This window comes from Brevibacterium sp. R8603A2 (genome assembly GCF_023072605.1).
Lineage (GTDB): Bacteria > Actinomycetota > Actinomycetes > Actinomycetales > Brevibacteriaceae > Brevibacterium > Brevibacterium pityocampae.
This window is the reverse complement of the sequence record NZ_JALLGN010000020.1, coordinates 1-17,687: the sequence shown is the minus strand read 5'-3', so window position 1 is coordinate 17,687 and position 17,687 is coordinate 1. Positions and strand designations below refer to the sequence as shown.

The window sequence follows — 17,687 nt, the reverse complement described above, 5'->3', positions numbered from 1 at the left end:
GGGCAAGAGCAAACGCGACATCATCCGCTGTCTGAAACGCTACGTGATCCGCGAGGTCTACCACCTCGTCAAGACCGACCCGCGAACCGGCGAAATCATGAGTTGACAACTATAGGAGCATCAACGCTCTCGCCGAGGCCTTGAACTCGCTCTGCAAAGCTGAACTGATCCGTAATCGCGGCCCATGGGAAGGCATCGATGATGTCGAGGCCGCGACCGCGGAATGGGTGCATTGGTTCAACACGTTCCGCCCCCACGGGTCACTGGCTGGAGCGACTCCGATTGCTTTCCGGGCCGACAACCGCGAAGTGAGCACACTCGCTGCTTGAGACCCATCCCAACACCGATGAAAACCAGATACAACAGCCTCCATCAAACCCGGGGCTTGACACTTCAGGGTCGGACCGCAGTGGGCCACCGTGTCCCCCTCGAAGAACCCCGGTTCGTCCTCGACCTCGTCCCCGGCCTTGCGTACCGTGATCGAGGACCGCAGCAGGGGTGAGGGTCGGGTCCCGCTGAGCCCCTGCAGGGCGTCCTTCTGCCGTGCCGGGGCCAGGTAGCGGTCGATGGTGGCCGCACTCATCGCCAGCAGCTCCGAGCGCACCTGGGGTGAGTACCGGGCCTTTCCCGCCACCAGCTCCCCATGGCGTTCCAGGGCATTTAGCAGCACCGGCATCGCCACCACCAGGTACTTCCCGCACTCGTACCCGGCATACGCCCACACCCGCTGCAGCACTTTGGTGGCGTCATAGGAGTACTTCCGCGACCGCTTCCGGCGGTGCTTGACCCGACGGGGCCTGGCTGCCCGCGTCAGCTGGCGCCGGGCGTTGTCCCGCGACCAACCCGTCACCCCGGTGACCTGGTCCAGCACCTCACCTTTCGCCTTTTTGGTGGCCTGCTGGTACGCCCGGGCGTACTTCTTGGTGATCTCCGCGCGTGCCCTCATCGACAGCTCACTTCCCATGCCCCAGCGTGACACCGTTTCGCGGGCACTCCTACGTGAGGCACCGAGAGCGTTTCGCGGGCATCTTTCATGAGTCTCGTCGGACCCTTGTCTCAGACTACAAATACTGGCAGTATCCAGATACCCCTAGTCTTTGATTACGGGTAACCCGATTCCGTATGACTTGCCCAGCTGCTATGGGGCAAGGTCTGTGACCGCAGAGGGGAGGTGGATCCAATGAAGAACGTGACCGTGCGCCGTGCCGAGAAGGTCGAGGCGACTGTGTGGTGGATCATCGTCTGATGCTCCCGACCGGCGGAGCGCATGTGCGCGCTCCGCCGGGCCGTCAGCGCTCTCGGCTGCTGGCGGCCCCCCTTTTTCTTCACCCGAGAGAAGCAAGGAGCATGCCGTGGCCACGTCGCCCTCTCGCCCTCGGCTCAAGCCGATCCACCCCGCGTACCGTCTCGACGACCGGGTCTTCCGGATTGGTGCGCAACTGGGCATCACCGCGGAGTTCGACGACCCCGAGCATCATCTCTGGTCGCTCGTCGCAGCCCTCGACGGTCGCCCGCTGCCCGATGTCATTCAGGCTGTACAGCGGCAGTTTCCCGAGCTGACGGAGCAGGACGTCCTCGACGGGATCACTCTTCTCGATCAAGAAGGGTTCATCGAGGAGAGCTTCCCCGGCGCTGAATCGGGTATCGGCGCCCGCTACCGGGCCAGCGTCAACTACTTCAGCCGCTTCATCGGCGTGGCTGGCGATCGGTTCGCTCCGCAACGCCGGATCAGCGGATCGAACATCCTCCTTCTCGGGCTCGGAGGGGGTGGCTCGAACATCCTCACTCTGCTGGCCGGCCTTGGCCCGGCGTCCGTCACGATCGTCGACCACGACGTTGTCGAGGAGGGCAATCTGGGCCGGCAGCTGCTGTACCGGGAGGCCGACGTGGGCAGGTCGAAGGCCCTGGCCGCAGCGGGCGCGATCGCGCAGATGAACTCGGACATCCTGATCGATGCCCGCCAGCAGCGCATCGACTCGGTCGAGGACATCGCCGCGCTTTTGCCCGGCAAGGATCTTGTCATCTCTGCGATCGACGAGCCGCCGTTCGTGGCTCAGCGGATCGTGAACAAGGCGATCGTTGAGGCGGGCATCCCGTGCGTGTTCGCCGCGTCCCAGGTGAGTCGCGGGCGTGTCTTCACGGTTCTACCGGGGCAGACCGGATGCTTCGACTGCCTGAACGTCCACTATTCGCAGCGGGATCCGCAGTTTGTGTCGCAGTTCGCCGCGTTCAGCGAGTTGGGTTTCGACCCGCCCTCCATCGCGTACGGGCCCTCCGTTTTCATCCTCACGGCGACGATCGTCGACGAGGCGACGCGCGTCCTGACTGGTTACGCTCCACCGCGATCGCTCGGGACCCAGTTCGAGGTCAACTTCGAGGACGGCTCCGCATTCGCGCATCCGTCGTGGCCACGCCTACCGGACGACTGCCCGACATGCGGCAACGGCGACCCCGCCACATGGGAAGTCTTCGGCCACTACCTCCAACAGGTCTGATCGTGGCCGCAACGCCGGAGATCATGGTGCTGCTGAAACCAGTGCGGATTCGTGAGCTTCGCGATGGCATGTGGGTGGCGGTCGCCGAGGACTCGGAGCCTCTCGTGGTCAATGAGGCGATTGCGAAGGCGCTGTGCGATCCAGACGCCATCGAGGCCAGCTCCACCCTTGGTCCGCTGACCGAAACGCTCTCGGATGCCGGATTCACAGACAGCTCCGCCGATGGGTTGCTGCGACCTCCGAGCTCACCAGTCGGTGCCGGTTGGAGAGCGGCGCGAGCCGTCCTGTGGGCGCTCGGAGCAGCCTTCTTCACTGCCCCCGCCGCGCTCCTGCTGCTCGGCGGCGTCCCAACCGGTGCCGACGCGATCTCCGTTGGCCCGCATCCGCTTCTCACCATCACGGTCGCGGTAGGAATCGCGATCATCACGGCAGTGCCGCATGAGCTTGCGCATGTCATATTCGGCCGGACATTCGGACGCCGGCGCGGCTCCGTCCGGGTAAAGGTGCGTCGGGCATCTGCGACAACGAACCTGACGCACGTGTGGGCCTGGTCGTCGTCTCCACGACTGGCGGCGGTGTCCGCCGGGATCGTCGTCGACCTCGCTTTCCTGACCTTAGCGCTCGTGTTGCGCACCACGACGGGAGCGTGGGTCGCGACCGTCGCGGCGACCGTCATGGTCATGCGTATCGTGTGGCAGCTGCGGTTCCACCGGAACTGCGACGGCCGACATATCGCGAAGATGCTCATCGACAACCCCACGATCGACACTGACACCAAGCAAGCACTCACCACGAGGCTGTGGACATCGGCGCCGCGTTCGGCATGGTTGTGGCTGGCGGTCGCCGCTGCCGGCGTGCTCGCAGAACTCGCACTGTTCGCGGTGTGGTTCGCCCCTGCCGCACTACGACTGCTGGGTGTGCTCTGACTGGTCGTTGGCGTCGTAGAGCGTCTGCGCGAGCGACAGCACTGCTGTCTTATAGAGCTCGGGCTTGACGTTCTCGGGGTCGAACAGCCCCAACGCAGACAACCCCAGATCGAGGGCCGTCAAGATGCGGAACTGGTCGGCGGGAGGGATGCGCGCGAATCTGCTGTCGGTCGGGATCGGGGACGCTCCCGCCGGAATGTCATCTGCTGGAGAGATGAACTCCAAGAATCTGGCCGTGAGGTGTTCGTCCCGCAGTGCGTAGGGGATGAAGTCGAACAGCAGCCGCGCGTAGCTGGAGCGGTCGCCGCTCTTGGCGGTGAGTATCCAGATGTCACACCAGGCTTCGAGCCGCTCGTAGTCGTTGGTGGCACGATCGAGGATCGCATGGAAGTCCTGCGCTTCCTGCGAAAGCGTCTGCCGGTAGCGGATCACCTCCAGGATCAACTCGCCCTTGTTGCGGAAGTTCGAGTAGACCGCACCCTTGGTCAGCCCAGCCTCCAGCGCCACGTCGTCGAGGGAGGCGCCCTCGACACCGCGTGTGGCGAAGATGCGCTCGCCCGCTTCGAGCAACAGCACTCTGTTGTGCTGCTGCTGCTGATCGCGGGTCATCCGTGCCATGGGCTCCATTGTAAAACAGCCCCATCGGGCACCCTTGAGCCCCGCCGCACCATAGACGTGGATTTCAAATACTGCTAGTATCTGAGTATGACAAGTGCGACGCCACGTGCCGATGCACTCTCGCTGGATCAGGTCACCAAGACCTACAAGCGAGGAGGTGCTCCGGCGAATCAAGCCATCAGCCTGACCTTCCAGCCGGGTGAGCTGATCGCGCTCATCGGGCACAACGGGGCGGGCAAGACCACGCTCCTCAGTCAGATCATCGGGACAGTGAAACCCACCTCCGGGGACATCCGATACGGCCCATCCTCCCTTGTTGCCGCGCCGGACCTCGCGCGCCGGGTCGCGTCGATGATGCCGCAAATGTACGCGCCGCTGACGGGAGTGACGCCGCTGCAGGCGATCACGTCGATCGCACGGCTGCGGGGTCTTTCCGCAGCGGATGCGAAGCGCGCTGCGCTCGACCTGATCGATTCACTCGACATCGGCGAGTGGAAGGACACCGGTGGTGAGAAGCTGTCCGGTGGACTGCGTCGGCTCACGTCCTACGCGATGGCCGTGGTCGCGCCGCCTCCCGTGCTCTTGGTCGACGAGCCCACCAACGACGTCGACCCGGTCCGCCGTCCGCTCATCTGGCGGCATCTGCGCCGGCTCGCCGACAACGGCCACACGGTCGTGGTCGTCACTCACAACCTCCTCGAAGTCCAACGCGCCGCCGACCGGTACGTGCTTCTGCAAAACGGCGCCGTTCTCGTCGACAGCACACCGAGACAATTGGCCCAACAGGCACGCACCGCCACCCTCACTGTGTCTGTACGTCCAGGCGCCGAGACCCCTTCGACACCGCCAGCCGCAGCGCATGCGGCCGACGAAGACGGACAGCTCACGCTCGACTTGGAACCCGCGCAGATTTCGGCCGCGATCGAGTGGGTCCTCCACCTGGTCAACACAGGTGCAGCTGACAACTACTCGCTCGCCCCGGCATCGCTCGAAACCCTCTACGAAGGGATCACCAATGGCCGCTGACCTTCTGACCACACCTACACTGGCGGTGCCTCGCAGACGCGCCTGGCCGGTCAGCTGGTGGGGCCTTGTCCGGTGGGGCCTGACGCGGCACAAGTACTTGCTGCCAGCGTTCACCGCCGTACAGGCACTGTTCGCCGTCGCGATTGTCTACGGCCTCGCGTTGATGATCCCGAACGTCGACCAGGAGGCAGCCCGCTACCTCTCCTCCGGCGCGTGGACGCTCGGGATCATCGCCGTCGGCTGCGTTCTCGCCCCGCAGATCATGAGCACCTCGAAGCAGGAAGGACTGCTCGACTACCAGAAGACCCTCCCGGTGCCGCGCTCGGCGATCCTTCTTGCCGACGCCGTCGTATGGAGCCTTGCAGCGCTGCCCGGGATCGCGGTCGGAATGCTCGCCGCGTTCCTACGCTTCGGCCTCGACATCCACATCGACCTGTTCACCGTCGCTGCGATCCTCGGCGCACAGTTCACCGCGGTGAGTATCGGATACGCCATCGCGCTCTGGCTGCCGGCCGGCGCAACGTCCCTCGCGACCCAAGTCATCATGATCGGCGGTCTGTTGTTCTCACCGATCACGTTCCCTGCCGAACGCCTCCCTGAGTGGGCCGTGACCCTCCATCAGTTCCTCCCGTTCACGCCGCTGGGCGACATCATCCGCGAATCAACCTTCCGCACCGGCGAAAGCCAGGTGTTGAACATCATCGTCGTTGTCGTATGGGCAGGGGCGGCATATCTGGCCGCGTATCTCGCGCTGCGAAAGAGGAAGTAGCGATGGCGACAGCGCAACCGGCCCTCCACATCAGCCGACTCACCAAGACCATCGCCGGTCGGGAGATCCTCACCTCCTGCGACCTCACGGTCGCGCCGGGTGAGATCTGCGCGATCATCGGACCCAACGGTGCCGGGAAGACAACCCTGTTCAAGACCATCGTCGGCCTGGCTTTCCCCACCTCGGGCACGATCACGATCCTCGGGCACACGCTCTCGGACGCCACTCGCGACGGACTGCTCTCACGGATCGGTACGGCCATCGAAGCGCCCGAGTTCCACCCCGCTGCCACCGCGCGCACCGCCCTCGGACTGCACTTCGACCTTCTTGGGATCACCTCTCCCGCTCCTGTGGACGAGCTTCTCGACTGGGTCGGCCTCACTGGTGCCGCCGATACGCCCGTCACCTCGTTCTCCCTGGGCATGAAGCAACGCCTCGCCCTGGCGCGCGCCATCGGGCACCGCCCCGAGCTTGTCGTGCTCGACGAACCGGCCAATGGCCTGGACCCGACAGGCATCGCCGACCTTCGCGAACTGCTGGCTTCTCTCGCGCAGCAGGGCACCACCATCGTGATCGCCAGCCACATCCTCACCGAACTCGAACGCACGGCCCACACCGTGGCCGTCCTCACCGCCGGCCGACTCGGCCGGAAGCAGGACATCCGAACCGTCCTGGACGGCATCGACGGCGGGCTTGAAGCTTTCTACCGAGACAGCGTGACAGGAAAGTCCCGATGACGCGATTCCTGCGACTTGAACTCAGCCGTTACCGGCACACCGCGCTGTTTGTCGCCTTGACGGCCGCGGGAACGCTCCTGGCCGCACTCTACTTCTTCGCCGTGGTCGGACGATTCGACGACAGCCCCGACAGCGCCATGCTCCGCAGCTACGGTGCTGTCGTCCCACTTGCGCTGACTGTCGCGCTGTGTGTGCTCGTCGTCTACGGGGCCGTCATCTACGCCCGCCGCATCGTCGCCGACTACATCGGGAACCGCCGGATCGCCCTTTACAGCTACCCCGGCGGACGCGACCCGCTCTTCCAAGCCAAGAATATCGCCTACGCTCTCGTCATCGGCACGGCGAGTCTCATCGGATACGGCGCCGCCGTCAGCGTGTTTCTCCTCACCGAGTCCTTCACACCCATCGTCGACGGCGTCCACGATGGCGCGCTTTGGCTGACTGCGCTGCTCTCGACGAGCTGCGTCGTACTCCTCACTGTCAGCGTCACCGCCATCGCAGGCGCGATCGGAATCTGGCGGCGCTCCACGATCGCCACCATCGTCGCCGCGATCATCCTCATAGCACTCCTCGGCAACGCCGTCGCCATCTCCCTCAACGGCACCCCCTACCTCACCTGGCTCGTCACCGGCGCAAGCCTCGCGATCGCCGTCGTCATGCTAAGCACTCAGACGCGCAGAATCCGCTTTGACGAAGTCCTCTGAACTACTGGACTCATCTGTCGGCTTTTGGTGAAGAGCGACAGCGGTCGCGCCGTACCCAAATCGAAGATGTTGCTCCGACAACATCGGGGAGACGGCGCGAATAGAGTAGAGACCGGCTAGATCAAGTCGCTTCGCTGTTCGAACATCACAGCAGAAGGGTGCGGTGGGTGAAAGGCTCGAGCGGTGGGTGAAAGGCTCGAACCGCACCGTCCGCCGAATCTTAGAGTCATCTTGTCAGAATGCCCTGGGCATAGTGGCGTCGGATCTGCCATGTGGTACGGCGTACCTGCCGGGTGTGACGGTCTCGATCAGAGTGATGACGGCGGGGCAGGGGTTCCGGTACCTGCTCAACAGCGTTGTCGTGGGTGACGGGGACCGTGATGCTGCAACGGCTCTGACTCGCTACTACGAGCAGACCGGGACCCCGCCCGGTCGCTGGTATGGCTCGGGGCTTACCGGTCTCGGAGAGCCGCTCTCGCCTGGTGACGAGGTAGGCGAGAAGCAGCTCAAGCGACTGCTCGGGCATGGGCAGGACCCCACCACGGGTGAGCAGCTTGGTCGGCCCTACCGCTCGTTCTCGACCGAGTCCGAACGTGTCGCGGCGCGCCTGGAGGGACTGCCCGAGTCGCTTTCCGGTGATGAGCGGGAGAAGCAGACTGCGCGGATCCAGGCGGAGGAAGCTGCGAAGCCGTCGGTCGCGCCGACCGCGGGCTTCGACTTGACCTTCTCTGTACCCAAGTCGGTGTCGACGCTGTGGGCGGTCTCGGATGCGGGCACCCAGTCGCTCATTGCGCAGGCACATCACGCGGCGATGTCCGATGTGCTCGAGATCATCGAGCGCGATGTCGCAATGACTCGTGTCGGCGCGGCCGGCCCGAGGGACGCGGTCGCGCAGGTCGAGGTGCGCGGAGTGCTCGCCACAGCGTACGACCATTACGACTCCAGGTCCTCGGACCCGCAGCTGCACACGCATCTGGTGATCGCCAACCGCGTCCAGGCTGTCCGGGACGGGAAGTGGCGCACGCTGGACTCCCGCGCGCTCCACAACGCCGTCACCGGCCTTTCGGAGCACTACAACGCCCTCTTGTCCGATCACCTCGTACGCGCGCTCGCCGCGAAGTGGGAGGCCAGGGAACGGGGACCGGGACGGTCGACGGCGTGGGAGATCGCCGGTGTCCCGCAGGAGCTCATGGATGCCTTCTCCTCCCGCACCCGAGATATCAAGGACGCGAAGGAGCGTCTCGTCGAGGAGTATGTGGCCAAGCACGGGCGTCAGCCCTCGAAGAAGGTACTGTGGCAGATCCGCCAGCAGGCCACTCTCGAGACCCGACCTGCTAAGGAGAGCCACTCGCTCGCCGACCTGACCACCCGATGGCGACAGCGCGCGCAGCAGATGCTCGAGAAAGATCCTGTCGCCTGGGCGACCCGCATGGTCGCAGAGGCCGAGGACGAACCCCTGTTGCGCACCGATGATCTCCCGCAAGACACCATCAAGGAACTCGCGGACATGGTGATCGAAGCGGTGGGGGATCGCCGCTCGACGTGGCGGCGATGGAACCTGCACGCCGAAGCAGTCCGTCAGTCGATGCCGTGGCGGTTCGCGTCAGCCGAGGACCGCAACCAGATCGTCGGCCTCATCACCGACGCAGCCGAACGCGCCTCGCTCGCGCTCACCCCGCCGGAGCTCGCCTCGACGCCGGCACGATTCCGTCGCAGTGATGGCTCGAGCGCATTCCGCCCGCGTCACGCGACGGTCTATTCCTCCGAGTATGTGCTCGCGGCCGAGGACCGCCTTCTAACCGCCTCCCGCACTCGCACCGCGCCGACGACGTCGCTTGCGCTCATTGAGCACGCTGCCGCAACCCCGTCCCGTCCCGGCGGGCCGGTGCTCTCCCCGGATCAGGTCGAAGCGATCTCTCGCATCGGAGTCTCCGGCCGGATCGTCGACACACTGATCGGTCCTGCCGGTGCGGGCAAGACTGCGACCATGCATGCGTTGCGCCGGGCCTGGGAAGCCGAGCATGGCACCGGCTCCGTTATGGGTCTTGCTCCTTCGGCAGCGGCAGCAGCCGTGCTGGCTGAGGATCTGCAGATCAGTACCGAGAACACGGCGAAGTGGCGCCACGAGCACGCGCACGGCACTTGGAACCTCGCAGCCGGCCAGTTGGTCATCGTCGACGAGGCGAGCCTCGCCGGGACCCTCGCCCTCGATGAGATCGCCACCCACGCAGGAGAGGTTGGGGCGAAACTCCTGTTGGTCGGCGACCCGCAGCAGCTCTCGGCCGTTGACGCCGGTGGCGCGCTGGGTCTCCTGGTCCGCGACCGTCCCGACGCCCCCCGGCTCTCGGAGCTGCACCGGTTCCGTCACGAGTGGGAGAAGAAGGCTTCGCTTGCGTTGCGGCTGGGTGAGACCGATGCGATCGATACCTACATCGGCCAGGACCGGGTCCATGGTGGCGACTACGAGAAGATCCTTGAACAGGCCTACCTCGCTTGGCAGGCCGATCGGGACGACGGGAAGACCTCCTTGCTCATCGCCGAGACTCTCGAGGCCGTCTCAGCGCTCAACGCCCGCGCCCGTTCTGACCGCATCGCCTCCGGTCACGTTGCCGACGAGCCTGGTGCGAGCCTCCACGACGGCAACCAGGCGTCCAAGGGTGACGTGGTGGTGACGCGGAAGAACGACCGTCGGCTCTCACTCGGCCGGGGGTGGGTGAAGAACGGCGACCGGTGGGTCGTCACCGGCACTCGGGAGGACGGGTCCGTCACGGTTCGTCGAGAGCACTCGAAGTGGCGCACCACCCTGACTCTGCCTGCCGACTACGTCGCTGAGTATCTCGAGCTGGCCTATGCCACGACCGCGCACCGCGCTCAGGGCGCCACGGTCGACACGGCGCACGCGATCGTGCACTCTCCGGAGATGACGCGGGAGAGCCTGTACGTGTCGATGACCCGCGGCGGGGAAGCCAACCACGTCTACGTCGCCCTCGACCAAGCCCACCTCGAGGAGCACCAGCTCCGAGAGGACCTCACGATGAGCTCCCGATCCGTGCTCTACGGGATCCTGCAGCACGAGGGCACCGAAATCTCCGCACACGAGACGATCCTCCGCGAACACGAGGACGCCTCCTCGATCGGGCAGCTCGTCGGCGAGTACGAGACCATCGCTGTCGAAGCCCAAACCCGCCGCTGGGTCACAGTGCTCGCTGAAGCAGGCCTCACCACCGAACAACTCACCGGGCTCATCGATGCCGACAGTTTCGGCGTCCTTTCCGCTGAGCTGCGCCGCCTCGAAGCGGACGGCCACAACGTCGACCAACTCCTGGCCACCGTCACCCGCGCCGGCCGACTCGACGACGCTGAGGACATCGGGTCGCTGCTGCGCTATCGCCTCACCCGCCTCGCCGACCGGTTTACCCCCGCACAGCCGGCACGGCCCGGCCTCATGGCCGGGCTCATCCCGCGCGCTTACGGCACTCTCAACCCCGATGACCGTCAGGCCCTCGATGAGCGCGAAGAACTTATCGAACAGCGCGCCCGCGAACTCGTCACCCGAGCACGCAGCCAGCAGGAGCCCTGGATCCAGCAACTGCCCGAGCCCCAAGACCCGGACCAAGAACACGCACTCGTCGTGGTCGCCGCCTACCGAGACCGCTGGCAGGTCACAGGGAGCGCCCCCCCTCGGGCCCGCCCCGGACGATGACACGCAGCGCCTCGACTATCAGCGCGCCGCCACACATCTGGTCACCTTCACCCCCGACGACAAGCACCCGGCCGGACGCGCGCGCACCGTCAATCGAGAAGGTCCGACCAGATAACCCACCTTCGGTGTCGCGCCGACCAGCTCACCGACGTGACACCCCTGCTCCGACCGCTCCCTGCCCCCCGTCGAGGACTGTCGACACCGCGCCCGGTAGAGATACTGCGGTAGAAGTCTGGCGCTGGCCGGCGTATCGTGGTAAATGCAGGAAAGAACACAGGATTCCGACCCAGCGAACATGACCTGGGCGGATGGCCTCTCGCCGATCGGGAGAACGAACACACATTGGGCCTGCAGCACGTAGTACGACCTGCCCGAATCGTGTCATGACTGTGAGGCCCGAACCATGTTCTCCGCACTCCTGAACCTCAGCATCCGCACCCGCGATCTGGTGCAACGCCACGCGCCAACGAACCGGCTCCTGCGCTGGCTTCGCACCCGCCACCCCGCCCGCTGGCCGGGCCTGGCGATGCTCTACGGCGTCGTGTTCCTCGCCGCCGCCTTGCTCGTCAGCCTGCTCGTGCAGCTCGGCTTGCCCGAACTGCTGTACCTGCTGTTCTTCCTATTCCTCTACGACGGCGCGAAGTTCATCGTTAACGGGCTCAAGGGCCTCGACTTCACAGGCAAGCGCACCGGTACAACCACCATCCCTGAGGAGCCCACCCGCTGAGCCGCGCGCAGCCTCGCATTCTTCGAGATCCATCGTGGTGAGTTCTTCCGTGCGACTCTCCCGACGTCGAGCGAGGGTGCCGAGGCGCGGGGTTCACTGGCTGCAGATCAGGAGGGGACCTGCGGTGTCGGCGAGGCGCGATGGCCTCGGAGACGCAGCGGGTAAAGTAGGTAGAACATGACGGTGGGCGACTAAGGGAGGCAGACCATGGCGCGTGCGGACCTGCTTCTTGACCTCGTCGAGGCCGAGCGCCGTGGCGACCGAGACCGCTTCCGTGTCCTCGTCGAAGCAGTCATCGCTGAGGAGCGAGCCAACCAGCACCATCTCGTCGCCGACCGCCTCTCCGAGCTGATCACCACCACCGGACAGAGCGCCCCGCGTGATGACCGCGCCGCAGCCATGCGTGACCTGGTGCAGGAGATCGTTCCTCATCGGCGCCTGGACGAGTTGGAGCTTGCTCCGGTACCGCACCGGGTCGTCACCGAGTTGATCGAAGAGCAGAAGCGCGCCGAGCTGCTGCGCAGCTACGGGATCGAGCCCCGCAATCGACTGCTGCTGGCCGGCCCGCCGGGCAACGGCAAGACCAGCGTCGCCGAGGCCATCGCCTCGGAGCTGATGCTGCCGTTCTACGTCATCCGCTACGAGGGGGTTGTATCCAGCTTCTTGGGCGAGACCGCCGCACGGCTCGACAACGCCTTCGAGTTTGCCCGCACCCGCCGGTGCGTGCTGTTCTTCGACGAACTGGACACGATCGCCAAGGAACGATCCGACGAGCACGAGACCGGGGAGATCAAGCGGGTGGTCTCGACCCTGCTGCTCCAGATCGACCAGCTTCCCCCGCATGTGCTGCTGGTAGGGGCGACCAATCACAGTGAACTTCTCGACCGGGCTGCGTGGCGACGCTTCCAGATTCGCGCTGAACTTGAACCGCCCAGTCGTGCACAGGCCACCCGCTTCCTGGAACGCCTCGCCGCCCGCTTGGGCGGCGACCTCGGATTCGCCCCCCGGACCCTGGCGGACAAGCTCGCGGGAGCGAGCTTCTCCGAACTGGAGGAGTTCGCGTTGGACGTGCGCCGCAGAGCCGTGCTCGACCTGCCCGACAGCAACCTCCGGCGGATCGTCCAGGAACGTCTTGAGCACAGGCGAGATCAGGCGGCGGGGTGACCGCGGAGCGCCGGCCGCTCCTGGCGTTCGGGTCGCCAACGGTGGTAGATCGGCCCAAACAAGGGACACCGAATATGCCGCGCGTGTCCAGACCCAGCGCCGGTCGGCAGGGGGAGCGGCTGACGCCGCAGTTCGGTGAGCTGAGCGCGGCGTTCGATGCCGAGCGGGCACGTCTTTCTGCTGACACACCTGACGAGGTCGACCCGGCTCTGGTGGTTGTCTTCGACCTCGCCGGCAGCATCAAGGACTTCCGCAACGCGATCGACCAGATCGACGGAATGGAGTTCCTGTCCGAGCTGATCGGAGACCGATCGGACCCAGACGACGACTTCCACATGACCGAGTCCGAGAGGGGCCGCACGGACAAGCCGGTCCAGCACTCCCTTTACTTGATGATGTCGAACGCCAAGGCGATCGACGAACTCTTGCGCCTGTTCACCGCCTGGCAAGCAGACCCGTCAGCGAAATTCGCCTACGGCTCGGGCAAGTTCAAGAACGCGTTCCAGCAGCTCACCGCGATCCGACGGTGGGGACCAGAGGATCGCATCCGAGAGACCGGCCTGCGCGAGCAGTGGCAGGAGAACCTCGACGTCGTCGGCCAGTCCGTCAGCACCGTGATGGTCGAAGTCGAGCTGTGGTACCGCCGCGACGCCACACAGCGCGCCACAGCACAAGCACACGTCGAGCAGGTCATCTCCGGCAGTGGCGGCCGTGTGCTCGACCGCTCCCAGATTGGCGAGATCAGCTACCACGCCCTGCTCGCGGAGCTGCCGATCCAACAGGTTCACTCGCTGTTGGCCGACGGGGCTGAGTCGATCCGGCTGCTGACCACTGACGAAGTGATGTTCGTCAGCCCGTTCACTCCCATGAGCGTCGCACCGCCGACCCTGGAGCCGGTCAGTGAGGTACGCCTGCCACCTGGAGAGCGCACCGACGGTCTGCCCAGGGTCGCCCTGCTGGACGGGTTGCCGTTTCCGAACCACGACGCCGTCGCCGGCCGGCTGGTGGTCGACGATCCCGATGGGCTCGGCGAGAACTATCCGTTGGCCTCGCGCCACCACGGCACCGCGATGGCCTCGCTGATCATCCACGGTGACCTCTCCGCCGACGGCGAACCGCTCGATCGGCCACTGTATGTCCGGCCCATCATGCGACCTCACGAGTTCGTGGCAGGACACGAGCAGATCATCCCGGACCGGTTGCTCACCGATCTGCTTCACCGCGCGGTCAAGCGAATCGTCGAAGGCGAGGCAGGTCGGGGTCCGGTCGCGCCGAGCGTGCGCATCATCAACCTCTCCATCGGTGCGCAAGCCCGAGCGCTCGTGCGCAGGATGAGCCCTGTCGGACGGCTGCTCGACTGGCTGGCCCACTCCTACAACCTGCTGTTCATCGTTAGCGCCGGCAACCACCTGGGCCCGATCACGATCCCGGCCGATGCCATCAGCACCGCCGAGTCGGCACGCTCCGCCGTGCTCCGGTCTGTTTACGACGCTGCACTGCTGCGAGGCATCCTCCCTCCAGGCGACGCCCTCAACGCTCTGACCGTCGGCGCTACCCACAGCGATGGATTCGGCGACATTGACGTGCCGGACACCGCCTGGGACATCACCCACCAGAACGGCCCAGCCCACTACGGCGCGACCGGCCCCGGCGTCGATCGCTCGGTCAAGCCCGACCTGCACCACATCGGAGGCAGGGCGCTCTACGCCCGCCCTGTCACACCGCCTGCCGGGCAGGCAACCGTCGCGGTGGAACTGGCTCAGACCGCAACCACGGGGCCAGGTCTGCAAGTAGCCTCGCCCGGGCGAGCGGGCGCAACCAACAGCACCGTCTTCACCGTCGGCACGAGCAACGCAACCGCGTTGGTGGCCCGCGAAGCCAGCCGCCTGTACGACATCCTCGAAGCAGGCTCGGACGATCCCGAAGACGTGCCGCTGCCGGATCCGCAGTACCACCCGCTGCTCGTGAGAGCCCTCCTCGCCCACGCCAGCAGTTGGGGCGAATGGGAGGCGCGACTGCGCCGCGAACTCGGCCTCACCAACCAGCAAGCTCGCCGCCACCTGACCGCGCTCCTGGGGTACGGCCGGCTCGACACCGACCGGCTCGGAACCGCAGCCACGAACAGGGCAGTGCTGGTCGGCGGGGGACTGATCGCACGCGACCAACGCCACACCTGGGAGTTGCCGCTGCCGTCTTCGCTACGTGCGCGTGCAGAGTGGCACCGCTTCACCATCACCCTCGCCTACATGGTCCCCACCGTCGGCCAGCTCAACCGCTACCGGGGCGCCAAGGTCTACTTCGCCACGCCAGACATGCAACTCGCCGGCGGCGAGCGGATCGATGCCGAGCACAACTCGGTCCGACGGGGAAGCCTCCAACACGAGATCGTGCAGGGCACCCGCTCGATGGTGTTCGGTGACGACGGCACCTTCCCGATCCACGTCGAGTGCATGGACGATGCGCAACGCCTCCGCGCCGGCAAGACCGTGCGATACGCGCTCGTAGTGTCCGTAGAGACCGCGGAGCAGACATCGACCACCATCCACGACGAGGTACGGGCGAGACTGCGCCAGCAGGTTCGTGATCGGGCACGCGGGCGGGTGCAGAGCTGATGCGCACGACGACAGGCCACTCAGCGCCCGCACCACGCGGAATCGAGGCCGCATGAGCGCGAAGGACGACCAGGCCGCCGCCATCGACCTCACTCGGGCGCCGCGCGGCGAGCTGGCTGCCGCCCAGCTCGTCACTGCCGTCGCAGATACCGGCGATCTCGCAGAACGTCACTACCTCGAACTGAAAGGGCCGCCCGACCTCGCGACGAAAGTGAACAAGGCCAAGGTGGCAAAGTTCATCCTCGGCGCTGCGAACCGGTTGCCCGACCGCGCCGCTGACGCCTTCGACGGCTATGGCGTGATGATTGTCGGCATTACCAAGCAGGGCATTGAAGGTGTACCGCCGATCGAGATGCTCGCACTGTCCCAGGTGATTCAGCCGTTCCTCGGCGCGGCCGGCCCTCACTGGGACGTCGTGCGCGTCCCGGTGGAGGGCTCGACGAACCAGGTCTTGGTCATCCTCGTCGACCCACCGCAGGTAGGTCAGCTACCGTTCATCTGCCGGTCCAACGGCGAAGGACTCCAAAGCGGGCGCATCTACTACAGGGGCGACGGTGAGACCCGCGAGGCAAACGCCGATGAACTCGATCTGCTGATGGCACGCGGAGCCTCACGCCCGCCGGCCCCCGTCGAACTCGACGTCGCGGTCGTTGGCACCGTCGTTCCCCTTATCGTCGACGAGCAGACCGTCGACGACCTCGTCACCAACGCGCGCCAACGCCTCCTCGCTGCCCTCCCGAAGCCGGAACCCAAGCAGTCCCCAGCCACAGGATTCGCGATGGGGTCATCCGACAGCTTTCGCGCGGCCATGGGAGCCTCGTCTGCTCTGTCGCGCCTCCTGACCGACCAGACTTCGGCCGCGAGCCAGCTTGCTGCCTTCACCGCCACGGAAGAGCCGGAGAAGCGCTCCGAGGATGAGTACCGCGCCGAGATCGATGCCTGGGAGGAACGGTTCCGCGCCGCATGGCCAGACGCTGTCGAGCTGTTCGCCGTCCATACCCTGCCCGCGAACGAGGTAACCGTCGTCAACAAGACCCAGACGTTCCTGCACGACGTAGAAGTGAAGCTGCACCTCGACGGCGCCGTTGAAGCCGAAGAGCGCCAAGGCTACGGAGACGGACCTGACTGGCGAGACCTGAAGTTGCCCTTGCCACCTCGCAAGTGGGGGCCCACGAAACGAGACCTCGGCCTCCACGCAGGGTACTCCGCCGGCCTCGCGGCATCGATCGCCTCGCAGCCCTACATGTCCCGTCCATACCTGCCACCGGACGCTTCCTGGAAGACGACCGGCTCGGTCGATGTCGAAGTTGTCGTCGGAAACCTACGACCGGAGGCGACCTTCCAGACAGACGATGGTGATGCGGTTCTTCTCATCCGCGGTGAGACGCCCGAGCAGATACAAGGCACTTGGACAGCGACCGCGCGGGGTTACAACCAAGTGTTCACCGGCGCAGTCCAGGTGACGATCGCTGAGCCGACTCGTCTCACGAACCTGATCCGCGACTTCTTCAACCTCGACTGAGGGCTTGCTTCGTTAGCGAGATGTCGCGTCCGAGTGGAGCAAAACTCACTTCTCCGGAGGGGTCTTGGTGTGCTCCCACACCGTTGCTCGGTGGATACGGAATCGCTTGGCGATCGACCGCACGCTCTCGCCGCCATCGCGGGCGGTTCGGATAGCTTCTACTTCTTTCGGTGTCAGCGGGGTTCGATTACGGCGACCAGGGTGTGCGACGACATCTGGCTCCGATTCCGGGTCGGTCGATGACTCAACTTCGGGACGCCGATTGCCCTGTTCCCAAGCGGCTACCAGCCTCTCCAGACGACGTCGGGAGTTCGGATTGGTTCCACTACCGACCACCACATATCGGCAGGAAGGGCACACGTCGTTGGAGGGGTACCGTCTCGGCGAACGTGTGCTCGCCTGGTACCTGTCGTCGATCACCGGGTTCATCGACGCGCTCGGCTTCCTCTACCTCGGCGGGTTCTTCCTCTCCTTCATGTCCGGCAACACCACCCGAATGACCGCAGCTGCTGTCGAGGGCGGCTGGGACGTGGTGGGACGGGCGGCCGGGGTGATGGTGTTTAGCCGCGGGGTTTGGTAGCGTGCGTGGGACGGTCCGGTAGCACTGGCGGGTGGAATCGGTAGCGCTTGCGGGTGTTGTGTTCCAGGATTGCTTTCACCTGCAGCCAACGGAGGCTGCACTGG

At 65.6% G+C, this 17,687-nt stretch carries 13 protein-coding genes and 1 pseudogene; 13 read left to right on the top strand and 1 reads right to left on the bottom strand.

What is annotated here, in order from left to right:
• Positions 1-122: 122 nt before the first annotated feature.
• From MTQ12_RS14410 to MTQ12_RS14400, 3 genes and pseudogenes are all read left to right on the top strand, one after another.
• Positions 123-257, top strand: a pseudogene (locus MTQ12_RS14410) (integrase core domain-containing protein); the annotation flags it as partial.
• A gap of 1,095 nt (positions 258-1,352) precedes the next feature.
• Positions 1,353-2,495: a ThiF family adenylyltransferase gene (locus MTQ12_RS14405; RefSeq protein WP_247619170.1), complete on the top strand. Its 1,143-nt coding sequence runs from the start codon at positions 1,353-1,355 to the stop codon at positions 2,493-2,495.
• Positions 2,496-2,497: 2 nt separating this feature from the next.
• Complete coding sequence (locus tag MTQ12_RS14400; protein WP_247619169.1) at positions 2,498-3,421, top strand: hypothetical protein; 924 nt, start codon at positions 2,498-2,500, stop codon at positions 3,419-3,421.
• Here the strand turns inward: MTQ12_RS14400 and MTQ12_RS14395 are convergent.
• Positions 3,398-4,039 (bottom strand): TetR family transcriptional regulator, encoded by a 642-nt coding sequence (locus MTQ12_RS14395; protein WP_247619168.1) that lies wholly within the window; start codon positions 4,037-4,039, stop codon positions 3,398-3,400. The two genes, MTQ12_RS14400 and MTQ12_RS14395, sit on opposite strands and share 24 nt — an antisense overlap.
• Positions 4,040-4,126: 87 nt before the next feature.
• On the opposite strand from MTQ12_RS14395, the gene MTQ12_RS14390 reads away from it, so the two are divergent.
• From MTQ12_RS14390 to MTQ12_RS14345, 10 genes are all read left to right on the top strand, one after another.
• Positions 4,127-5,065, top strand: coding sequence for an ABC transporter ATP-binding protein (locus MTQ12_RS14390; RefSeq protein WP_247619167.1), 939 nt, complete (start codon positions 4,127-4,129; stop codon positions 5,063-5,065).
• On the top strand, positions 5,055-5,834 hold the full coding sequence (locus MTQ12_RS14385; protein ID WP_247619166.1) for an ABC transporter permease: 780 nt from the start codon (positions 5,055-5,057) through the stop codon (positions 5,832-5,834). Before MTQ12_RS14390 ends, MTQ12_RS14385 begins: the two co-directional genes overlap by 11 nt.
• A 2-nt stretch (positions 5,835-5,836) precedes the next feature.
• The gene (locus tag MTQ12_RS14380; RefSeq protein WP_247619165.1) at positions 5,837-6,571 is read left to right on the top strand and encodes an ATP-binding cassette domain-containing protein; all 735 of its coding nucleotides are present in this window, start codon (positions 5,837-5,839) and stop codon (positions 6,569-6,571) included.
• On the top strand, positions 6,568-7,275 hold the full coding sequence (locus tag MTQ12_RS14375) for a hypothetical protein (protein ID WP_247619164.1): 708 nt from the start codon (positions 6,568-6,570) through the stop codon (positions 7,273-7,275). Before MTQ12_RS14380 ends, MTQ12_RS14375 begins: the two co-directional genes overlap by 4 nt.
• A 163-nt stretch (positions 7,276-7,438) precedes the next feature.
• Positions 7,439-10,978, top strand: coding sequence for a MobF family relaxase (gene mobF, locus MTQ12_RS14370; RefSeq protein ID WP_247619163.1), 3,540 nt, complete (start codon positions 7,439-7,441; stop codon positions 10,976-10,978).
• A gap of 403 nt (positions 10,979-11,381) precedes the next feature.
• Entirely contained in the window at positions 11,382-11,705 is a 324-nt protein-coding gene (locus MTQ12_RS14365; RefSeq protein WP_247619162.1) for a hypothetical protein, read from the top strand.
• Between the two features lie 207 nt (positions 11,706-11,912).
• Positions 11,913-12,869 carry an ATP-binding protein gene (locus tag MTQ12_RS14360; RefSeq protein ID WP_247619161.1) on the top strand — a complete coding sequence of 319 codons (957 nt, stop codon included), beginning with the start codon at positions 11,913-11,915 and terminating at the stop codon, positions 12,867-12,869.
• 74 nt (positions 12,870-12,943) lie between these two features.
• Entirely contained in the window at positions 12,944-15,481 is a 2,538-nt protein-coding gene (locus MTQ12_RS14355; protein WP_247619160.1) for a S8 family peptidase, read from the top strand.
• Between the two features lie 52 nt (positions 15,482-15,533).
• Positions 15,534-17,003, top strand: coding sequence for a hypothetical protein (locus tag MTQ12_RS14350; protein WP_247619159.1), 1,470 nt, complete (start codon positions 15,534-15,536; stop codon positions 17,001-17,003).
• Between the two features lie 364 nt (positions 17,004-17,367).
• Positions 17,368-17,583 carry a DUF1275 family protein gene (locus MTQ12_RS14345; protein WP_247619158.1) on the top strand — a complete coding sequence of 72 codons (216 nt, stop codon included), beginning with the start codon at positions 17,368-17,370 and terminating at the stop codon, positions 17,581-17,583.
• Positions 17,584-17,687 lie beyond the last annotated feature (104 nt).

What these genes read in the sequence shown, in the direction of transcription:
- MTQ12_RS14360 (WP_247619161.1), top strand. Translation starts at nt 11,913, where the DNA reads ATGGCGCGTGCGGACCTGCTTCTTGACCTCGTCGAGGCCGAGCGCCGT.
- MTQ12_RS14375 (WP_247619164.1), top strand. Translation starts at nt 6,568, where the DNA reads ATGACGCGATTCCTGCGACTTGAACTCAGCCGTTACCGGCACACCGCG.
- MTQ12_RS14395 (WP_247619168.1), bottom strand. Translation starts at nt 4,039, where the DNA reads ATGGCACGGATGACCCGCGATCAGCAGCAGCAGCACAACAGAGTGCTG.
- MTQ12_RS14390 (WP_247619167.1), top strand. Translation starts at nt 4,127, where the DNA reads ATGACAAGTGCGACGCCACGTGCCGATGCACTCTCGCTGGATCAGGTC.
- MTQ12_RS14355 (WP_247619160.1), top strand. Translation starts at nt 12,944, where the DNA reads ATGCCGCGCGTGTCCAGACCCAGCGCCGGTCGGCAGGGGGAGCGGCTG.
- MTQ12_RS14385 (WP_247619166.1), top strand. Translation starts at nt 5,055, where the DNA reads ATGGCCGCTGACCTTCTGACCACACCTACACTGGCGGTGCCTCGCAGA.
- MTQ12_RS14365 (WP_247619162.1), top strand. Translation starts at nt 11,382, where the DNA reads ATGTTCTCCGCACTCCTGAACCTCAGCATCCGCACCCGCGATCTGGTG.
- MTQ12_RS14380 (WP_247619165.1), top strand. Translation starts at nt 5,837, where the DNA reads ATGGCGACAGCGCAACCGGCCCTCCACATCAGCCGACTCACCAAGACC.
- MTQ12_RS14350 (WP_247619159.1), top strand. Translation starts at nt 15,534, where the DNA reads ATGAGCGCGAAGGACGACCAGGCCGCCGCCATCGACCTCACTCGGGCG.